Genomic DNA, 14,840 nt, shown 5'->3' with positions numbered 1-14,840 from the left:
ATTATTTTAAAACTTCCGTGTTGTAAAAATTAGCATATGCTTCCTCAAATTCTTGGATTGGAACATATTCTAACACAGGTTTTTCTTGATTGGAAATATGTGTTGTTAGGTCTTCTGGAATTTCTTCCGAGGCTAAAATAATGGCATCGGAATAATCGACGGCAACTTTTAACAAATTATTATAGGAGGGGCTTTCCAAGGAGGCGATTTCTTCCTCTGGAATTCCATCAAAAGCAATTCTCTTGATCATGTCCTTATCCAGCTCACCTTCAAAAGTCTTACCATAAACGGAGAGTACGATTTTACTATCCGCGAAAAGAGGCTCATCCGCATAATACTTTTTAAGATAAAGCGGCAACAAACTAGCCATCCATCCATGCACGTGAATGATATCTGGAGACCAATTCAGTTTTTTAACAGTTTCCATCACTCCTTTTGCAAAAAATATGGCCCGCTGATCATTATCCGGAAACAACTCGCCCTTTTTATCGGCAAAGGTTGCCTTTCTTTTAAAATATTCCTCGTTATCTATGAAATACACCTGTATGCGCTCCCTAGGTATGGAAGCTACCTTAATTATCAATGGCATGTCCATATCGTTTATGACCAGGTTCATGCCGGACAATCTGATAACTTCGTGTAATTGATGCCTTCTTTCGTTAATGTTACCGTACCTGGGCATAAAAATCCTAATTTGGCCCCCGTTACTGTTTACCATTCTGGGTGCCTCATAGGACATATGTGAAACTTCATTTTCGGGGAGGTAAGGGACTAATTCAGAAGATACAAACAATACCTTTTTACCATTCATAAAAACTATATTTTATTTTTCACGGAAACGCAGGTGCAAAATTACAAAAAATATAGAGATTACCAGTATTTATAGTAAGTTTGCTCGCTAATCACGATTTCGCATGCGCCCTATCGAGACAAAAAAGGAACTTGATAAAATTTTAAATCGCACCCCTTCTTCAAACACATTGGGACTTGTTCCTACCATGGGTGCACTACATAAAGGTCATCTTGCCCTGGTCAAAAAGGCCGTACAGGAAAATGACCGGGTAGTAGTTAGTATTTTTGTCAACCCAACACAATTCAATAATAAGGAAGACCTTGTAAATTATCCCAAAGACCTCTCCAAGGACCTAGAACTTATAGAAAGTGTTGATCCGGATATTATCGTCTTTGCTCCATCGGTGGAAGAAATCTATGCGCAATCCGTTAGGCCTAAAAAATATGATTTCCAAGGATTGGACAACGTGATGGAAGGGGAATTTAGGGACGACCATTTTAATGGTGTGGGCACCATCGTGGAACAGTTGTTCAGTTTGATCCAACCAAACAATGCCTATTTTGGCGAGAAGGACTTTCAACAACTCCGCATCATTAAAAAACTCGTGGAAATACAGAAAATACCCGTGAATATTATCCCCTGTCCAATTGTAAGAGAAGACCACGGTTTGGCCATGAGTTCCAGAAATGAAAGGTTAAGCGAAAACATACGACTAAAGGCCGGGTTCATCTTTAAGACATTGCAAACTGCCAAGGAAAAATTTGGCACGAAAAGTGCTTTAAAAGTGAAGGAATGGGTAAAAAACCAGTTTCTTAAAGAGGAGGATTTTGAAATGGAATATTTTGAGATTGCCGATGTGGAAACACTGAGCCCGTTAAAAAGAAAAGTAAAGAATAAAAAATATAGGGCGTTTATTGCCGTTTATGCCGAAGATATAAGGCTAATTGACAATATAGCACTCAATTGACTAATTTTGTCCCATGCAAGTACAAGTAGTAAAGTCCAAGATTCATCGTGTAAAGGTAACCGGAGCCGACCTAAATTATATAGGGAGCATTACCATTGACGAAGACTTGATGGATGCTGCCAATATTATACAAGGAGAAAAAGTTCAGATCGTAAACAACGACAACGGGGAGCGTTTGGAAACCTACGTCATACCTGGACCCAGAAACAGTGGCGAAATTACTTTGAACGGAGCCGCGGCCAGAAAAGTAGCGGTTGGGGACGTCTTAATTCTGATTACCTATGCCTGGATGCCCTTAGAGGAAGCCAAAACCTTTAATCCTAGCCTTGTATTCCCGGATGAAAAGACCAACCTTTTAAAATAGGTTTGCCAGGACCATTTTCTACATTTTTCGTTCAAGTGTCATTTCAATGAAGAATACTTGCTTACTTTAGACGTCCATACCCAAACATTGTGAACCCATCCTTGAAAAAGACCCTTAAACTGATCGTGCCTATACTTATTGGGGTGTTTTTAGTACTGTATTGGTATTTAAAGACTTCACCGGAAAACAGGGAGCAGATTCTTTTTTACATCAAGGAAGCCGATGTTTTCTGGGTTTCCATTTCATTGCTTTTGGGTATCATAGGTCATGTTTCAAGGGCCATTCGATGGAACTATTTGTTGGAACCTTTGGGTTACAGACCAAAGTTGATCAACAATATTTTAATGATCTTTATGGCCTATCTGGCCAATTTAGGGGTGCCGCGCACCGGTGAAATTTTAAGGGCAACGGCCTTAACCACTTATGAAGGCGTTCCCTTTGAAAAAGGCTTTGGAACCATCGTTACGGAACGTGTTATCGATTTGATCATGCTATTGATCGTGGTCATAATCACGCTCTTTTTACAGACTGATATTATCATCACCTTTTTTGAACAACGCGGATTCAATGCCAGCGGACTGATAATCCTTGGAATTGCAGGATTCGCGGCAGTCCTGATTTTCTTTTTGTTCATCAAAAAATCAAAAAACGCAATCGCCAAAAAAATCAAGATGTTTATAAAAGGATTGTTGGATGGTGTCTTCAGCATTTTTAAAATGAGGAAAAAATGGGCTTTCGTTTTTCATACTATCCTCATTTGGGCGTGCTACATTGGTATGATGTGGGTCATAAAATTTACAGTGCCGGAAACCGCCCATCTGTCCCTTAATGAAATCATGGTCGCCTTTGTCTTTGGAGCTTTCGCCATGGCTACCACAAATGGCGGTGTGGGACTTTTCCCCATATTGGTGAGCAAGGCTTTGGGGCTCTTTGGAATAAGCTCCGTATCCGGGGACGCCTTTGGGTGGATTATGTGGATCGCACAAACCCTCATGAACATCGTCTTTGGTGCAATATCTTTTATCCTATTACCGTTATTGAACAGAAATAAATAACCAAATCTTCTGTCCAATAACCTATTATGCGTCATTTTATTCCTACTCTGACACTTCTATTGGTGTCTTTTGCCCAGGCCCAAACCACCCAAGAAATTTTTGAATCCTTCAAACTTCAGGAAAGAAGGGATGTTCAATACTACTTTCCTCCAAATATGGATGAAAACAAGAAATATCCTTTAATTGTCGTCTTGGATGCCAATTACCTGTTTGATCAGGTAGTGGCCACTTCAAAATATTACAGTCGGTTTCACGGCATGCCAGAAAGTATCGTTGTTGGCGTAAACCAAAGTGAAAACGGCATCCGTTTGGAGGATTGTGCCTTTGATCCAGAAAACGGACTTCCCAGCGAAAAAGGAAAAAAATTCTATGAGTTCATAGGAATGGAGCTGATTCCCTATTTGGATTTAAATTACAGCACCGCGCCTTTTAAAATGATATTCGGGTACGATATTTCAGCAAACTTTCAGAATTATTGGCTTTTCAAGGACAACTCGGTCTTTGATGCCTATGTAAGCATCTCCCCTACCTTGGCCCCAGAAATGGAAAGCAGGGTGCCATCGCGTTTAAACACCTTTGATAAACAAATGTTCTATCAATTGATCGTTGAAGGCGAGCAAACTGACGATACTCAAAAAATTATGGCATTGGATACCGGGATAAGGGCCTTGAACAAGGAAACCCTCCATTATTTCTTTGACAAATACGATAAAGCAGACCATATTTCCGTCGCTACCTACGGCATTGGAAAGGCCTTCGATAATGTATTTGGCATGTTCAAGCCGATAAGCCCAAAGGAATATAAAACCCAAATTTTGACTTCGGATGAACCCGTATACCAATATCTTGAAAACAAGTATCAGGGCATTGTGGATTTGTTCGGCTTTAGTAAGCCGGTGGAACTGAACGACATCATGGCCATCTATGCCGCCACCCGAAAGAAAGAAGATTTGGAATCCTTAAAATCGCTTTCGGAATTATGCAAAAAGGAATATCCAGATACCATGTTGGGCTTTTATTTTGAAGGAGAATATTACGAGCAATTGGGAGAGCCCAAAAAAGCATTGAAGACCTTTGAAAAGGCTTTTCAGATGGATGAAATCGATTTTTTAACTAAAGAAATGGCATTGGAAAAAATGGACGCATTAAAAGCGGATTTTGGTTTCTAACCTACACCAAAAACCGCAAACCCAAATATAAACTTAGATCCCAAATCTAACCTACAACCTACAATTATGTTTAAAGGCATCTTTAAATACTACGCCTGTGCTGGCGTGTATTTTACCTACTATGGCCTTAAAGGCGATAAACTATTGGTGTTGAGCATTCTTTCCCTATTCTTGGCATGGGCCTCCTTTTTTATGGCCATCTGGGAATTCAAGAAAAAACAATCCGAAGAGGAATAACGGATTCTCCTTTTTAAACTTCACATACCAATTGTTGTTGAGGAATGTGCCAAAATTTACGCGGTTGCTATTTTCATTGTCGAAGCCATGGATATTGCTAATAGCCAAGGTTCTTTGCAATTTTCACAATGAAGGCATAGGGAAAATGAAAAAGTAAATTGGCTCATTTTTAAATTGGAAATGGTATTGGTACCTTAGCGCGAATCAAGGAAGTTACCAATGGCCAAAACTAAAACCGCTTTCTTTTGTCAGAATTGCGGCACGCAATATGCAAAATGGGTGGGACAGTGTTCCGCTTGCAAGGAATGGAATACGGTCGTTGAGGAAGTGGTTCAAAAAGATGAGAAAACCAGTTGGAAACCTAGCAATTCCACAGCCAAAAGGGCCTCCAAACCCTTGTTGGTACATGAAATAAGTGTTGAAAAGGAACTCCGACTCAACACGTTCGACCAAGAATTCAACAGAGTGCTTGGGGGTGGTCTCGTACCAGGGGCCTTGGTACTTTTGGGCGGAGAACCGGGCGTGGGAAAAAGTACGCTCCTTTTACAGATTGCCCTGAAACTGCCGTACAGAACCCTGTATGTTTCCGGTGAGGAAAGCCAGAAACAGATCAAGATGCGGGCGGATCGCATCCATCCCAATAGCGAAACCTGTTATATCCTCACGGAAACCAAGACCCAGAATATCTTTAAGCAAATTGAGGCTACGGAACCCGATATTGTGGTCGTCGATTCCATTCAGACCTTACATTCGGATTATATTGAATCGGCCGCGGGGAGTATTTCGCAGATCAGGGAATGTACAGCGGAGCTTATCAAATTTGCCAAGGAAACCAATACGCCCGTTATTTTGATCGGCCATATTACCAAGGACGGTTCCATTGCGGGACCCAAAATTTTGGAACACATGGTAGATACCGTCCTGCAGTTTGAAGGCGACCGAAACTATGTATACCGAATACTTCGTTCCCTAAAAAACCGATTCGGATCTACGGCAGAATTGGGCATCTATGAAATGCAGGGCAGCGGACTCCGGGAAGTGAACAATCCCTCCGAAGTATTGGTCTCCAAGAACGATGAAGGCCTGAGCGGCACCGCCATTGCCTCCACGGTAGAGGGTATGCGACCTTTGTTGATTGAAATACAGGCGCTTGTAAGTACGGCGGTCTATGGAACCCCACAACGTTCCACCACGGGATATAACGCCAAACGCTTGAACATGCTTTTGGCCGTGTTGGAAAAAAGGGCCGGATTTAAATTGGGTGCGAAGGATGTCTTCCTGAACATTACAGGAGGAATTTCAGTAGACGACCCCGCCATTGACCTTGCGGTCATTGCCGCCATACTATCCAGCAACGAGGACATTCCCATTGAAAAGGGTATTTGTTTTGCCGCGGAAGTGGGACTGGCCGGGGAAATCCGACCTGTACAACGGGTGGAGCAGCGCATTTTGGAAGCCGAAAAACTGGGCTACACCAACATCTTCGTTTCCAAAAACAATAAAATTGGATTAAAAAACACCAAAATCAAGGTGCAGTTGACAGCCAAGATTGAGGATGTGGTACGTAATTTGTTTGGATGAGAAAAAAGAAGGTTTGGTTTAAAGGTGAAGAATCCTTTTACCAAATAATATTTTGATGTTCCAGAAGTACGTTATTTCTTTTCCAGCCTTTTGAATCCATAATAAATCAGAACACAACAAATTAAAAGACCAAGTATGGCGGGTATAAAAATGGATTTTCCAGATTCGCCAGCATTTTGAATACTCCATACCATTTTTCCGGTTGCCATAAGAACGACTACACCAATACCCATTACTATACTTCGCTTCCAAAAAGCCATTCCTAATGCAATAAGGGAAATGGGAATGGTCAATGCCAGGAGCTGTTTACTTACACTCCAATCACCATACAGATACTCTTTCTCAAATTCTAAAAAAGCAATCACATCTTCACTTACAATTTCAGGTTTAGGGAACCAAAACATACTTGTGAACAGGGCAAAGATGGAAATCATCATACCTGTGAAGCTTTTCTTGTAGGCGAAATAACAAAATGGAAGCAAAAATAAAGGCCGCAAATACCAACTCCATTGATTATGATGTCGTTCAAAAACCCAATCAAAAAAGAGCGTATTATTCATTGAAATCATAATAAAGACGATAGTCAACATCAAAAAAATACTACCTACTATAAAATCTTTGCTTCTATACCACATCTATTTTATTAAATGAATGCTAAAAAAAATTATGATATTCAATTCCTCAGAACAAAATACTACCTCTTATCCCTCATAATCCTAGAAAGGGTCAATATGATAATTATGACCACGATGATCAAGGCCACTTGCCAAAAGCCTACTCGAAGAAATATCAATAAGTCTATCATTATGGTGCCGGGTTAGGATGTTCGTTATGAATTTTTTCGATGCCCTCCATGATTTCGGAAGTCAAGGTAATATCGATACTTCCAATATTTTCCTTTAACTGTTTCATGGTGGTGGCACCAATAATATTACTTGTCAGAAAGGGTCTGGTGTTCACGTAGGCCAGAGCCATTTGGGCCAAGGAAATATTGTGTTCCTGTGCCAGTTCATAATATTTCTGGGTAGCCTTTACTGCAGTATCGGAGCTGTATCTTTTGTAGTTGGGAAATAAGGCGATTCGGGATCCTTCCGGCAACCTATCGCCTAGATACTTTCCACTAAGCACCCCAAAGCCCAATGGGGAATAAGACAGTAGGCCAATGTTTTCACGCATGGAAATTTCGGCCAAGCCAACTTCGAACAAACGGTTAAGCAAACTATATGGGTTTTGAATGGTAATGGTCCTAGGCAGGGAGGCATGGACTTTGCTTTCTTCCAAAAAGCGCATGGTGCCCCAGGGTGTTTCATTGGAAATGCCTACATGGCGTATTTTCCCCTCGCGCATCAAATCCCGTAAGGTTTCCAAAACTTGGTGGATATTGTCCTCCCAATAATCGGTTACCTGGTGGGTATAGCCCCGTTGACCAAAATAGTTCGTGTTTCTTTCCGGCCAGTGCAATTGGTATAGGTCTATATAATCCGTCTGGAGTCGTTTTAAACTTCCCTCCAAGGCTTCGATGATGGATGCACGGGTAAAACCAGTCGTTCTTATAAATTTGGTAAAATCCGCCTTTCCGGCAATTTTACTGGCCAGGATGACCTTGTCCCTATTACCGTTTTTCTTGAACCAGGTTCCAATGATTTTTTCGGTCAACGAATGTCTATCCGGATGTGCCGGAATAGGGTAGAGTTCGGCGGTATCAAAAAAGTTGATTCCCTGGTCAAGGGCATAATCCATTTGTTCATGCCCTTCGGCTTCGGTATTTTGGTTGCCCCAGGTCATGGTGCCTAGGCATATTTTACTGACTTCGATATCGGTATGGGGAAGGTGGGTATATTTCATATTAAATGCGGCAGGTTATCGATTTAAAATCTTAAAATTACGAAATAGGAACGGTACTCGCCTTGAAGTTGTTTAAATCAAACGTTAAGTTCCAGTAAAATGGGACAATGATCGCTGTGTTTGGCTTCGGATAAAATAACGGAACGTTCTAATTTTTCGGTTAGGGGTTCAGAAACCATTCCGTAGTCCAAACGCCATCCCTTGTTATTATTTCTGGCGTTCGCCCTGTAGCTCCACCAAGTATAATTTTCAGGTTCCTTATTGAAATGCCTAAAACTGTCTATAAAACCGCTCTTGATAAAATTTCCAATCCATTCCCTTTCCACCGGCAAAAAACCCGACACGTTCTGGAGACCCACAGGATTATGAATATCGATGGCCTTGTGGCAAATGTTGTAATCCCCCAAAACAATAAAATTTGGATGTTTTTTCCGAAACTCGTCCGCAAACTTTTGAAAGTCTGACATATAGGTCAGTTTGTGTTCCAGACGGGCTAAGTTGGTACCCGATGGCAGGTACATGCTCATTACGGCAACATCCCCAAAATGGGCGGTAATATTTCGGCCCTCAAAATCCATATAGTCTATACCCGTACCGTAGAGCACTTCATCCGGTTTTTGTTTGGACAGGATGGCAACCCCGCTATAGCCCTTTTTCTGTGCACTGAACCAATAATGGTACGGATATCCGGCCAATTCAAAAAGCGATAAATCCAACTGTTCCTTGTTCGCCTTTGTTTCCTGAAGACAGACCACATCTGGATCCACCGCTTTCAACCACGGTAAAAAATCCTTTCGCAATGCCGCCCTGATACCATTTACATTGTAGGAAACGATCTTCATCATAAGTGCCTTTGGGCCAAAAATAGAAAAGCCTACCCAAATATTCCCAAGTATGGCTACCTAAATCCTAACTTTGTCCTCTTTGGAACGACCTTTGATTACCACTCTAAGAATTAGAAAACATACGTCATGAGATATTTTTTATGCCTGATTATGAGTCTAGGTTTTACCAGCTCTATAATGGCACAGGCCTATCCCAGATTTGAAAAGAATCACGAAATAAAATTCAATATTGGTCAATTTTTGGCCACCTCCACGGTGGAAGGTTCGTATGAATATTTTTTTACCGAGGATACGAGTATTGGGGGAACCCTTTATTTTAATGGCGATGCGACCGATTACAACGGTAACTTTGGCATTGGACCTAACCTTCGCGCTTATTTTGGCTATATACCCCGAAGCGGTTTTTTTGCCGAAGTATTTGGACTGTATTACACCGGTAAAAATGATGTGGATAGTACAACCTTGGGAGCTAGAAACAACGACTATGGCACTACCGCCCTAGGTCTAGGAATAGGTAATAAGTGGGTCACCCGAAGCGACCGTTTTACCTTGGAAATCCATGGAGGTATGGGCCGAAATATAAACCCGGAAGATTTTCAAAATGCATTTATGTTTAGGGGCGGACTCTCTATTGGTTTTAGATTTTAAACCATAACTTCGCATTTTATGCGAAGATTGATGAAATACCTACCCTTCTTAGTTCTATTAACCACACTGTTTGCAAAGGCCCAAGATCCCATAAACAAGGACAGTATCACCCAACTGGAAGAAGTGATCCTTATTGATGCTTTGAAGAACAAAAAGGTGATGGGTATTACGCCATCGGAAGTAATATCGGCCAAAACCTTTCAAAATTATAGTCCGGTAGACATTGTATCCTCCATGAACCAAATCCCCGGGGTCTATGTACTTTCCGGTGCCTTGAACACCAACAGGATTACCATTAGGGGCATAGGCGCCAGAACGTTGTTCGGCACGGATAAACTCAGGCTTTACTACAACGAGATTCCCGTGACCAACGGAACGGGTTCGTCCACCATTGAGGCTTATGACCTGGAGAATTTGGGCCAAATAGAAGTAGTGAAAGGACCTAAGGGAACGGAATTTGGGACCAATCTTGGGGGTGCCATTATCCTCACTCCAAAGGAAGCTTTGGGAAGGTCCACGAATTTTAGTAACAACTTTACCCTAGGTTCCTTTAACCTTTTAAAAAATAATCTGGCCTTTAACCATTTCGATGGGAAACTTCGTTTGAACCTGCAATACGGCCATTTGGAAACCGATGGATACCGCGAAAACAACAACTTTGAGCGCGACGGATTCCTCCTTAATACATCCTATCAACTGAATCCCAAAAACAAGCTCTCACTATTGGTGAACCATATCGACTACACGGCCCAAATACCTAGTTCCTTGGGAATTACGGCATTCAACGAAGACCCTACGCAGGCCACGTTTACCTGGAGGGCCTCCCGCGGTTACGAAACGAACAACCAGACACTTTTGGGGGTATCCCTAAACCATGAATTTTCGGCCCGATTTAATAATACCACCAGTTTCTTTTACAGTTATTTGGATAAGACAGAAGCGCGACCTTTTGGCATCTTGGAGGAAATTACCAATGGATTTGGGTTTAGAACCCTGTTTTCAGGGGATTTAACCCTCTTTGAAAAAAATGCCGATTTTTCCTTTGGAGCGGAACTTTACAAGGATGAATATGATTGGGACGAGTTTGAAAATCTATATCAGGAAAACGATGGGAACGGCAGTTTAAAAGGCGCGCAGTTTGCCCGAAATAAGGAATTTAGGGGACAATGGAACGTTTTTACTTCATTACAATATCCATTTACAAATGCATTCTCGGCGCAATTGGGCCTCAACCTCAACAAAACGGCCTTCGATCTTCAGGACAGGTTCAATGTTGGGAACGCAAACAATAGTGGAAGCAGGGATTTTGACCCTATCCTGCTACCGAGTCTAACCCTAAACTATTCCTTAGGCACTAATCAGGAATTGTATGCCAACATTAGTAGGGGTTTTACGAATCCTAGCCTTGAACGTACCTTGACCCCGGAAGGCATCATCAATCCAGATATCAAACAGGAAACCGGCACAAACTACGAAATTGGAACCAATCTTCTTTTTGATCAAAACCGACTGCGTATCAACCTGACCCTCTATCAAATGGATATCAATAATTTATTGATCAGGGAACAGGTAGGGGACGACCAATTTATTGAAAAAAATGCCGGGTCGTCCAAGCACCAAGGCGTGGAGCTTGGAGTGGACTACTCGCTTTTTTCATCCACCTCTGTAGTTCAGGTAAATCCGTTTGTCAACTACAATCTAAACCACCATAGGTTCACGGATTTTGTGGACGGCGGCATTGACTATTCCCGTAACGAGTTGACCGGTGTGCCAAAACATCGGTTGACCATGGGCCTCCAAAATCGCTTCTTTACCCATTTTTACCTCAACCTTATCTACCAACACGTAGGTAGTATTCCCTTAACGGATGCCAACGATGTTTATAGCGATGCCTTCAATTTGGTGAATTTCCGAGCCGGATATCGGAAAAAACTAACGCCAAAATTCACCTTGGGCGTGGACTTTGGCGTCAATAATGCATTCGATGTACTCTATGCACGTTCGGTGCTGATAAACACACAGGGATTTGGCGGTGCGGAACCTCGCTATTATTATCCGGGAGACGGCCGGAACTATTACGGCGCACTTAATGTGGCCTACGCCCTTTAGGCCTCCATTTTTTGAAGCCAGGTACGCATATCCACGGCCTCGTGAATGATCCCTTTCAATGCTGAAATGGCAACGCGTTCCTGATCCATGGAATCCCTATGACGAATGGTAACCGTTTGGTCTTCCAAAGTCTGATGGTCCACAGTGATACAAAATGGGGTGCCATTCGCATCCTGCCTTCTGTAGCGTCTGCCCACGGCATCTTTTTCATCGTACGTTACATTGAAGTCCCATTTAAGTTCATCCATAATCTGTTGCGCTACCTTCGGTAATCCATCCTTTTTTACCAACGGCAAAATAGCGGCTTTGGTAGGTGCCAGAACTGCCGGAAGTTTTAAAACGGTCCTAGAAGTACCGTTTTCCAATTCCTCCTCTTGAAGCGAATTGGAGAAGACCGCCAAGAACATTCGATCTAGACCAATGGACGTTTCCAGTACGTATGGAACATAGTTTCGATTGGTCTCATGGTCAAAGTACTGTAGTTTCTTTCCTGAGTATTTTTCATGGCTTCCCAAATCGAAATCGGTTCTGGAATGGATACCTTCCAATTCCTTGAACCCAAAAGGGAAACGGAATTCAATATCCGCAGCCGCATCCGCATAGTGGGCTAATTTTTCATGGTCATGGAACCTATAGTTGTCTTCTCCCATACCTAGGGAAAGGTGCCATTTCATTCGATGTTCCTTCCAATGTTCGTACCATTCCTGTTGGGTTCCGGGTTGTATAAAGAACTGCATTTCCATCTGCTCGAACTCCCGCATACGGAAGATAAACTGTCTTGCGACAATCTCGTTCCTAAAGGCCTTTCCTGTTTGGGCAATTCCAAACGGAATCTTCATTCTTCCCGCCTTTTGTACGTTCAAAAAGTTTACAAAAATTCCTTGGGCCGTTTCAGGTCGCAAGTATAGGTCCATGGCATTTTCCGCACTAGCGCCCAACTTGGTCCCGAACATGAGGTTGAACTGTTTTACGTCCGTCCAATTCTTGGATCCAGACATTGGGCATGCAATATCCAATTCCTCGATCAAGGCCTTAACATCGGCCAAATCTTCTTTCTCCAGGGACTTTGCCATTCGGCTTAAGATACTTTTCCCCTGTTCCAAATATTCGACTACCCTAGGGTTGGTCTCCAAAAATTTCTGTTTGTTGAAGTTTTCACCAAAACGTTTTTCGGCCTTGGCGACCTCCTTTTCTATTTTAGCATCGATTTTACCTACGTAATCCTCAATGAGGACATCTGCCCGGTATCGTTTTTTGGAGTCCTTATTGTCTATCAACGGGTCATTAAAGGCATCTACGTGCCCAGATGCCTTCCATGTAGTTGGGTGCATGAATATGGCTGCATCGATGCCCACAATATTCTCGTTCAATTGAACCATGGCCTTCCACCAATACTGACGTATATTGTTCTTAAGCTCTACACCGTTATGGCCATAGTCGTATACGGCGCTTAAACCATCATAAATTTCACTGGATTGGAATACATAACCATATTCCTTTGCATGGGAAATTACCTTCTTAAAAATATCTTCTTGATTTGCCATGCGGCAAAAATAGAATATTAGCCAAAAAGAAGGGAATTTATTTTAATTGAAATTCTGAGGAGGTAATTAGGCGTTCGTCCTCAAAAACGTTTAATGTGTAGGTTCCTTCCTTTAAGGAGCCTTCCGGAACGGTTACGTAATCACAGATGGAGGTTTCTTCTCCAAAATATTGAAATTCAACCCTTTTACTATAAACATTACCATTTACCGTAATCGTATTGGCATTGTCCTCTACAATCTGTTTGTTAGGATCCAAGAATTGGAGATAGATAACTTTCTCGGATCGGGCTACGTCCGGATCTGCCAACACGGTAACACAACCACGAAGTTTTTCAATGGTAGATGCCTTATTGGTACCAACGGGACGGGACCCCCTCAACCTGAAACCGCTACCTTCTGAATAGTCCATGTTTAGGTAGTTCTTGACCTTTAGCTGCTGATTGAGTTCCATGATTTTTCTTCGCTGTAGGGCCTCTGCCTCTGCCAGACTGTTGCTGTTCGCCTGCAAAAGCTCAATTTGCTTTCTGGCCTCGTCGTATTTGTCCGTCAACAGCAAATTGTTATACCTAAGAAAATTGTTCTTAAGCTTTAGACTATCGTTTTTGGCTTCCAGTCTTCGTAGTTCCGACTTAAATTCCCTAAGCCTGTCGATAGTAAAATTTAGCCTCCCTACTGAATCCTTAAGTTGTTGCACTTGGAACTTCGCATCTTGAAGCTCTATATCGTTCATTTCGTTCAACGCAGAAAGTCGGTCCAAGTCGGCCTTCATCAATGTAAGGTCCTTCACCAGAACATCCTTTTGTTGTTCTAGGAAACTTATTTCAGATTTGGATTGTGCATGACTGTAGTAAAAGGCAATTAGGATACCAATTATAACAGCGGCCATAGCGGCAAGTATTATTTTATAATTGAATTTAGTATCTTGATTGTCCATCCAATAAATGGGCATTTAGTAGGTTAAATAATGAAGCAAGAAATGTTTCTCGCCAAGCTGTCAAATATAGCAAATGATATAAACACCCTCCTATTCCCTCACGCATGTTTTGGATGTAATGACAGATTAATTAGAGGAGAGAAGCTATTGTGTACCGTTTGTCGACACCAATTGCCACTCACCGATTACACCTTTAACGAAGAAAATCCTGTAGATCGTATCTTTTATGGTAGAATTAACATAAAAAAAGCGAGTTCCTTCCTTCATTTTTCGGATTATGGCATCGTAAAAAACCTTATTCATAACCTAAAATATAAAAATCAAGAGCACATTGGGGCGTTTTTGGGGGATTGGTACGGACAACTCCTAAAGGAAAACGACTACCTTCCAAAAATAGATTTTGTAATCCCTGTTCCCTTACACAGGAAAAGACTTAAAAAAAGAGGCTATAACCAAACGGCCTTATTCGCAAAACGATTGGCAGCACATATTGGATCTGAATATTTAGACCAAGTTCTGACCAAAACTGCAAACACAAGGACACAGACCAAGAAAAACAGATTGGCCAGATGGTACGACAATAAATCCCTTTACACCGTAACCGATACCGAAATTTTAAAGAACAAGACCATTTTATTGGTCGATGATGTGATTACCACAGGAGCTACCATGGAACTATGTGGTGAAGCGCTATTAAAAATAGAAGGTACCACCCTATTTATAGCGAGCATTGCGGTCGTGGAGTAATA

At 41.9% G+C, this 14,840-nt stretch carries 15 protein-coding genes; 9 read left to right on the top strand and 6 right to left on the bottom strand.

Annotated features, from left to right (window positions below):
- Position 1: 1 nt before the first annotated feature.
- The gene (locus F0361_RS07910; RefSeq protein ID WP_154917933.1) at positions 2–811 is read right to left on the bottom strand and encodes a glycogen/starch synthase; all 810 of its coding nucleotides are present in this window, start codon (positions 809–811) and stop codon (positions 2–4) included.
- Positions 812–914: 103 nt separating this feature from the next.
- Here F0361_RS07910 and panC point away from each other — a divergent pair, with 103 nt between their 5' ends.
- The 6 genes from panC to radA all read left to right on the top strand — a co-directional run bounded on the left by panC (position 915) and on the right by radA (position 6,166).
- Positions 915–1,760, top strand: a complete 846-nt coding sequence (gene panC, locus F0361_RS07905) for a pantoate--beta-alanine ligase (RefSeq protein ID WP_154917932.1) — start codon at positions 915–917, stop codon at positions 1,758–1,760.
- Positions 1,761–1,773: 13 nt separating this feature from the next.
- A complete protein-coding gene (gene panD, locus F0361_RS07900) occupies positions 1,774–2,124 on the top strand; it encodes an aspartate 1-decarboxylase (protein WP_099545342.1) in 351 nt (116 codons plus the stop codon).
- Between the two features lie 89 nt (positions 2,125–2,213).
- The gene (locus tag F0361_RS07895; RefSeq protein ID WP_154917931.1) at positions 2,214–3,179 is read left to right on the top strand and encodes a lysylphosphatidylglycerol synthase transmembrane domain-containing protein; all 966 of its coding nucleotides are present in this window, start codon (positions 2,214–2,216) and stop codon (positions 3,177–3,179) included.
- Between the two features lie 26 nt (positions 3,180–3,205).
- Positions 3,206–4,348, top strand: coding sequence for an alpha/beta hydrolase (locus F0361_RS07890; protein WP_154917930.1), 1,143 nt, complete (start codon positions 3,206–3,208; stop codon positions 4,346–4,348).
- Between the two features lie 66 nt (positions 4,349–4,414).
- On the top strand, positions 4,415–4,585 hold the full coding sequence (locus F0361_RS18690) for a hypothetical protein (protein WP_161598219.1): 171 nt from the start codon (positions 4,415–4,417) through the stop codon (positions 4,583–4,585).
- Positions 4,586–4,804: 219 nt separating this feature from the next.
- Positions 4,805–6,166 carry a DNA repair protein RadA gene (radA, locus tag F0361_RS07885; protein WP_154917929.1) on the top strand — a complete coding sequence of 454 codons (1,362 nt, stop codon included), beginning with the start codon at positions 4,805–4,807 and terminating at the stop codon, positions 6,164–6,166.
- Positions 6,167–6,237: 71 nt separating this feature from the next.
- Here radA and F0361_RS18830 read toward each other — a convergent pair whose 3' ends face one another.
- The 3 genes from F0361_RS18830 to F0361_RS07870 all read right to left on the bottom strand — a co-directional run bounded on the left by F0361_RS18830 (position 6,238) and on the right by F0361_RS07870 (position 8,853).
- Entirely contained in the window at positions 6,238–6,603 is a 366-nt protein-coding gene (locus F0361_RS18830) for a hypothetical protein (protein ID WP_211361146.1), read from the bottom strand.
- 367 nt (positions 6,604–6,970) lie between these two features.
- Positions 6,971–8,011 carry an NADP(H)-dependent aldo-keto reductase gene (locus F0361_RS07875; protein WP_154917927.1) on the bottom strand — a complete coding sequence of 347 codons (1,041 nt, stop codon included), beginning with the start codon at positions 8,009–8,011 and terminating at the stop codon, positions 6,971–6,973.
- Between the two features lie 77 nt (positions 8,012–8,088).
- Positions 8,089–8,853: an exodeoxyribonuclease III gene (locus F0361_RS07870; protein ID WP_154918531.1), complete on the bottom strand. Its 765-nt coding sequence runs from the start codon at positions 8,851–8,853 to the stop codon at positions 8,089–8,091.
- 129 nt (positions 8,854–8,982) lie between these two features.
- On the opposite strand from F0361_RS07870, the gene F0361_RS07865 reads away from it, so the two are divergent.
- Together F0361_RS07865 and F0361_RS07860 are read left to right on the top strand one after the other, a co-directional pair.
- Positions 8,983–9,504 (top strand): hypothetical protein, encoded by a 522-nt coding sequence (locus F0361_RS07865; protein WP_246160836.1) that lies wholly within the window; start codon positions 8,983–8,985, stop codon positions 9,502–9,504.
- An 18-nt stretch (positions 9,505–9,522) separates the two neighbouring features.
- Positions 9,523–11,613, top strand: coding sequence for a TonB-dependent receptor family protein (locus F0361_RS07860; protein ID WP_246160835.1), 2,091 nt, complete (start codon positions 9,523–9,525; stop codon positions 11,611–11,613).
- Here the strand turns inward: F0361_RS07860 and F0361_RS07855 are convergent.
- Together F0361_RS07855 and F0361_RS07850 are read right to left on the bottom strand one after the other, a co-directional pair.
- A complete protein-coding gene (locus F0361_RS07855; protein ID WP_154917926.1) occupies positions 11,610–13,157 on the bottom strand; it encodes a glycine--tRNA ligase in 1,548 nt (515 codons plus the stop codon). The genes F0361_RS07860 and F0361_RS07855 overlap by 4 nt on opposite strands.
- Positions 13,158–13,194: 37 nt before the next feature.
- Positions 13,195–14,106: a hypothetical protein gene (locus F0361_RS07850; RefSeq protein WP_317129161.1), complete on the bottom strand. Its 912-nt coding sequence runs from the start codon at positions 14,104–14,106 to the stop codon at positions 13,195–13,197.
- A 156-nt stretch (positions 14,107–14,262) separates the two neighbouring features.
- On the opposite strand from F0361_RS07850, the gene F0361_RS07845 reads away from it, so the two are divergent.
- Positions 14,263–14,838 carry a ComF family protein gene (locus F0361_RS07845; RefSeq protein WP_246160834.1) on the top strand — a complete coding sequence of 192 codons (576 nt, stop codon included), beginning with the start codon at positions 14,263–14,265 and terminating at the stop codon, positions 14,836–14,838.
- Positions 14,839–14,840: the final 2 nt, after the last annotated feature.

The organism is Maribacter flavus (assembly GCF_008386635.1).
Taxonomy (GTDB): Bacteria; Bacteroidota; Bacteroidia; order Flavobacteriales; family Flavobacteriaceae; genus Maribacter; species Maribacter flavus.
The sequence above is the reverse complement of the archived record's forward strand: the minus strand, read 5'-3'. Positions and strand labels throughout refer to the sequence as shown.

What these genes read in the sequence shown, in the direction of transcription:
- panD (WP_099545342.1), top strand. Translation starts at nt 1,774, where the DNA reads ATGCAAGTACAAGTAGTAAAGTCCAAGATTCATCGTGTAAAGGTAACC.
- F0361_RS07890 (WP_154917930.1), top strand. Translation starts at nt 3,206, where the DNA reads ATGCGTCATTTTATTCCTACTCTGACACTTCTATTGGTGTCTTTTGCC.
- F0361_RS07855 (WP_154917926.1), bottom strand. Translation starts at nt 13,157, where the DNA reads ATGGCAAATCAAGAAGATATTTTTAAGAAGGTAATTTCCCATGCAAAG.
- F0361_RS07910 (WP_154917933.1), bottom strand. Translation starts at nt 811, where the DNA reads ATGAATGGTAAAAAGGTATTGTTTGTATCTTCTGAATTAGTCCCTTAC.
- panC (WP_154917932.1), top strand. Translation starts at nt 915, where the DNA reads ATGCGCCCTATCGAGACAAAAAAGGAACTTGATAAAATTTTAAATCGC.
- F0361_RS07860 (WP_246160835.1), top strand. Translation starts at nt 9,523, where the DNA reads ATGCGAAGATTGATGAAATACCTACCCTTCTTAGTTCTATTAACCACA.
- F0361_RS18830 (WP_211361146.1), bottom strand. Translation starts at nt 6,603, where the DNA reads ATGATGATTTCCATCTTTGCCCTGTTCACAAGTATGTTTTGGTTCCCT.
- radA (WP_154917929.1), top strand. Translation starts at nt 4,805, where the DNA reads ATGGCCAAAACTAAAACCGCTTTCTTTTGTCAGAATTGCGGCACGCAA.
- F0361_RS07865 (WP_246160836.1), top strand. Translation starts at nt 8,983, where the DNA reads ATGAGATATTTTTTATGCCTGATTATGAGTCTAGGTTTTACCAGCTCT.
- F0361_RS07870 (WP_154918531.1), bottom strand. Translation starts at nt 8,853, where the DNA reads ATGAAGATCGTTTCCTACAATGTAAATGGTATCAGGGCGGCATTGCGA.
- F0361_RS07850 (WP_317129161.1), bottom strand. Translation starts at nt 14,106, where the DNA reads ATGCCCATTTATTGGATGGACAATCAAGATACTAAATTCAATTATAAA.
- F0361_RS07875 (WP_154917927.1), bottom strand. Translation starts at nt 8,011, where the DNA reads ATGAAATATACCCACCTTCCCCATACCGATATCGAAGTCAGTAAAATA.
- F0361_RS18690 (WP_161598219.1), top strand. Translation starts at nt 4,415, where the DNA reads ATGTTTAAAGGCATCTTTAAATACTACGCCTGTGCTGGCGTGTATTTT.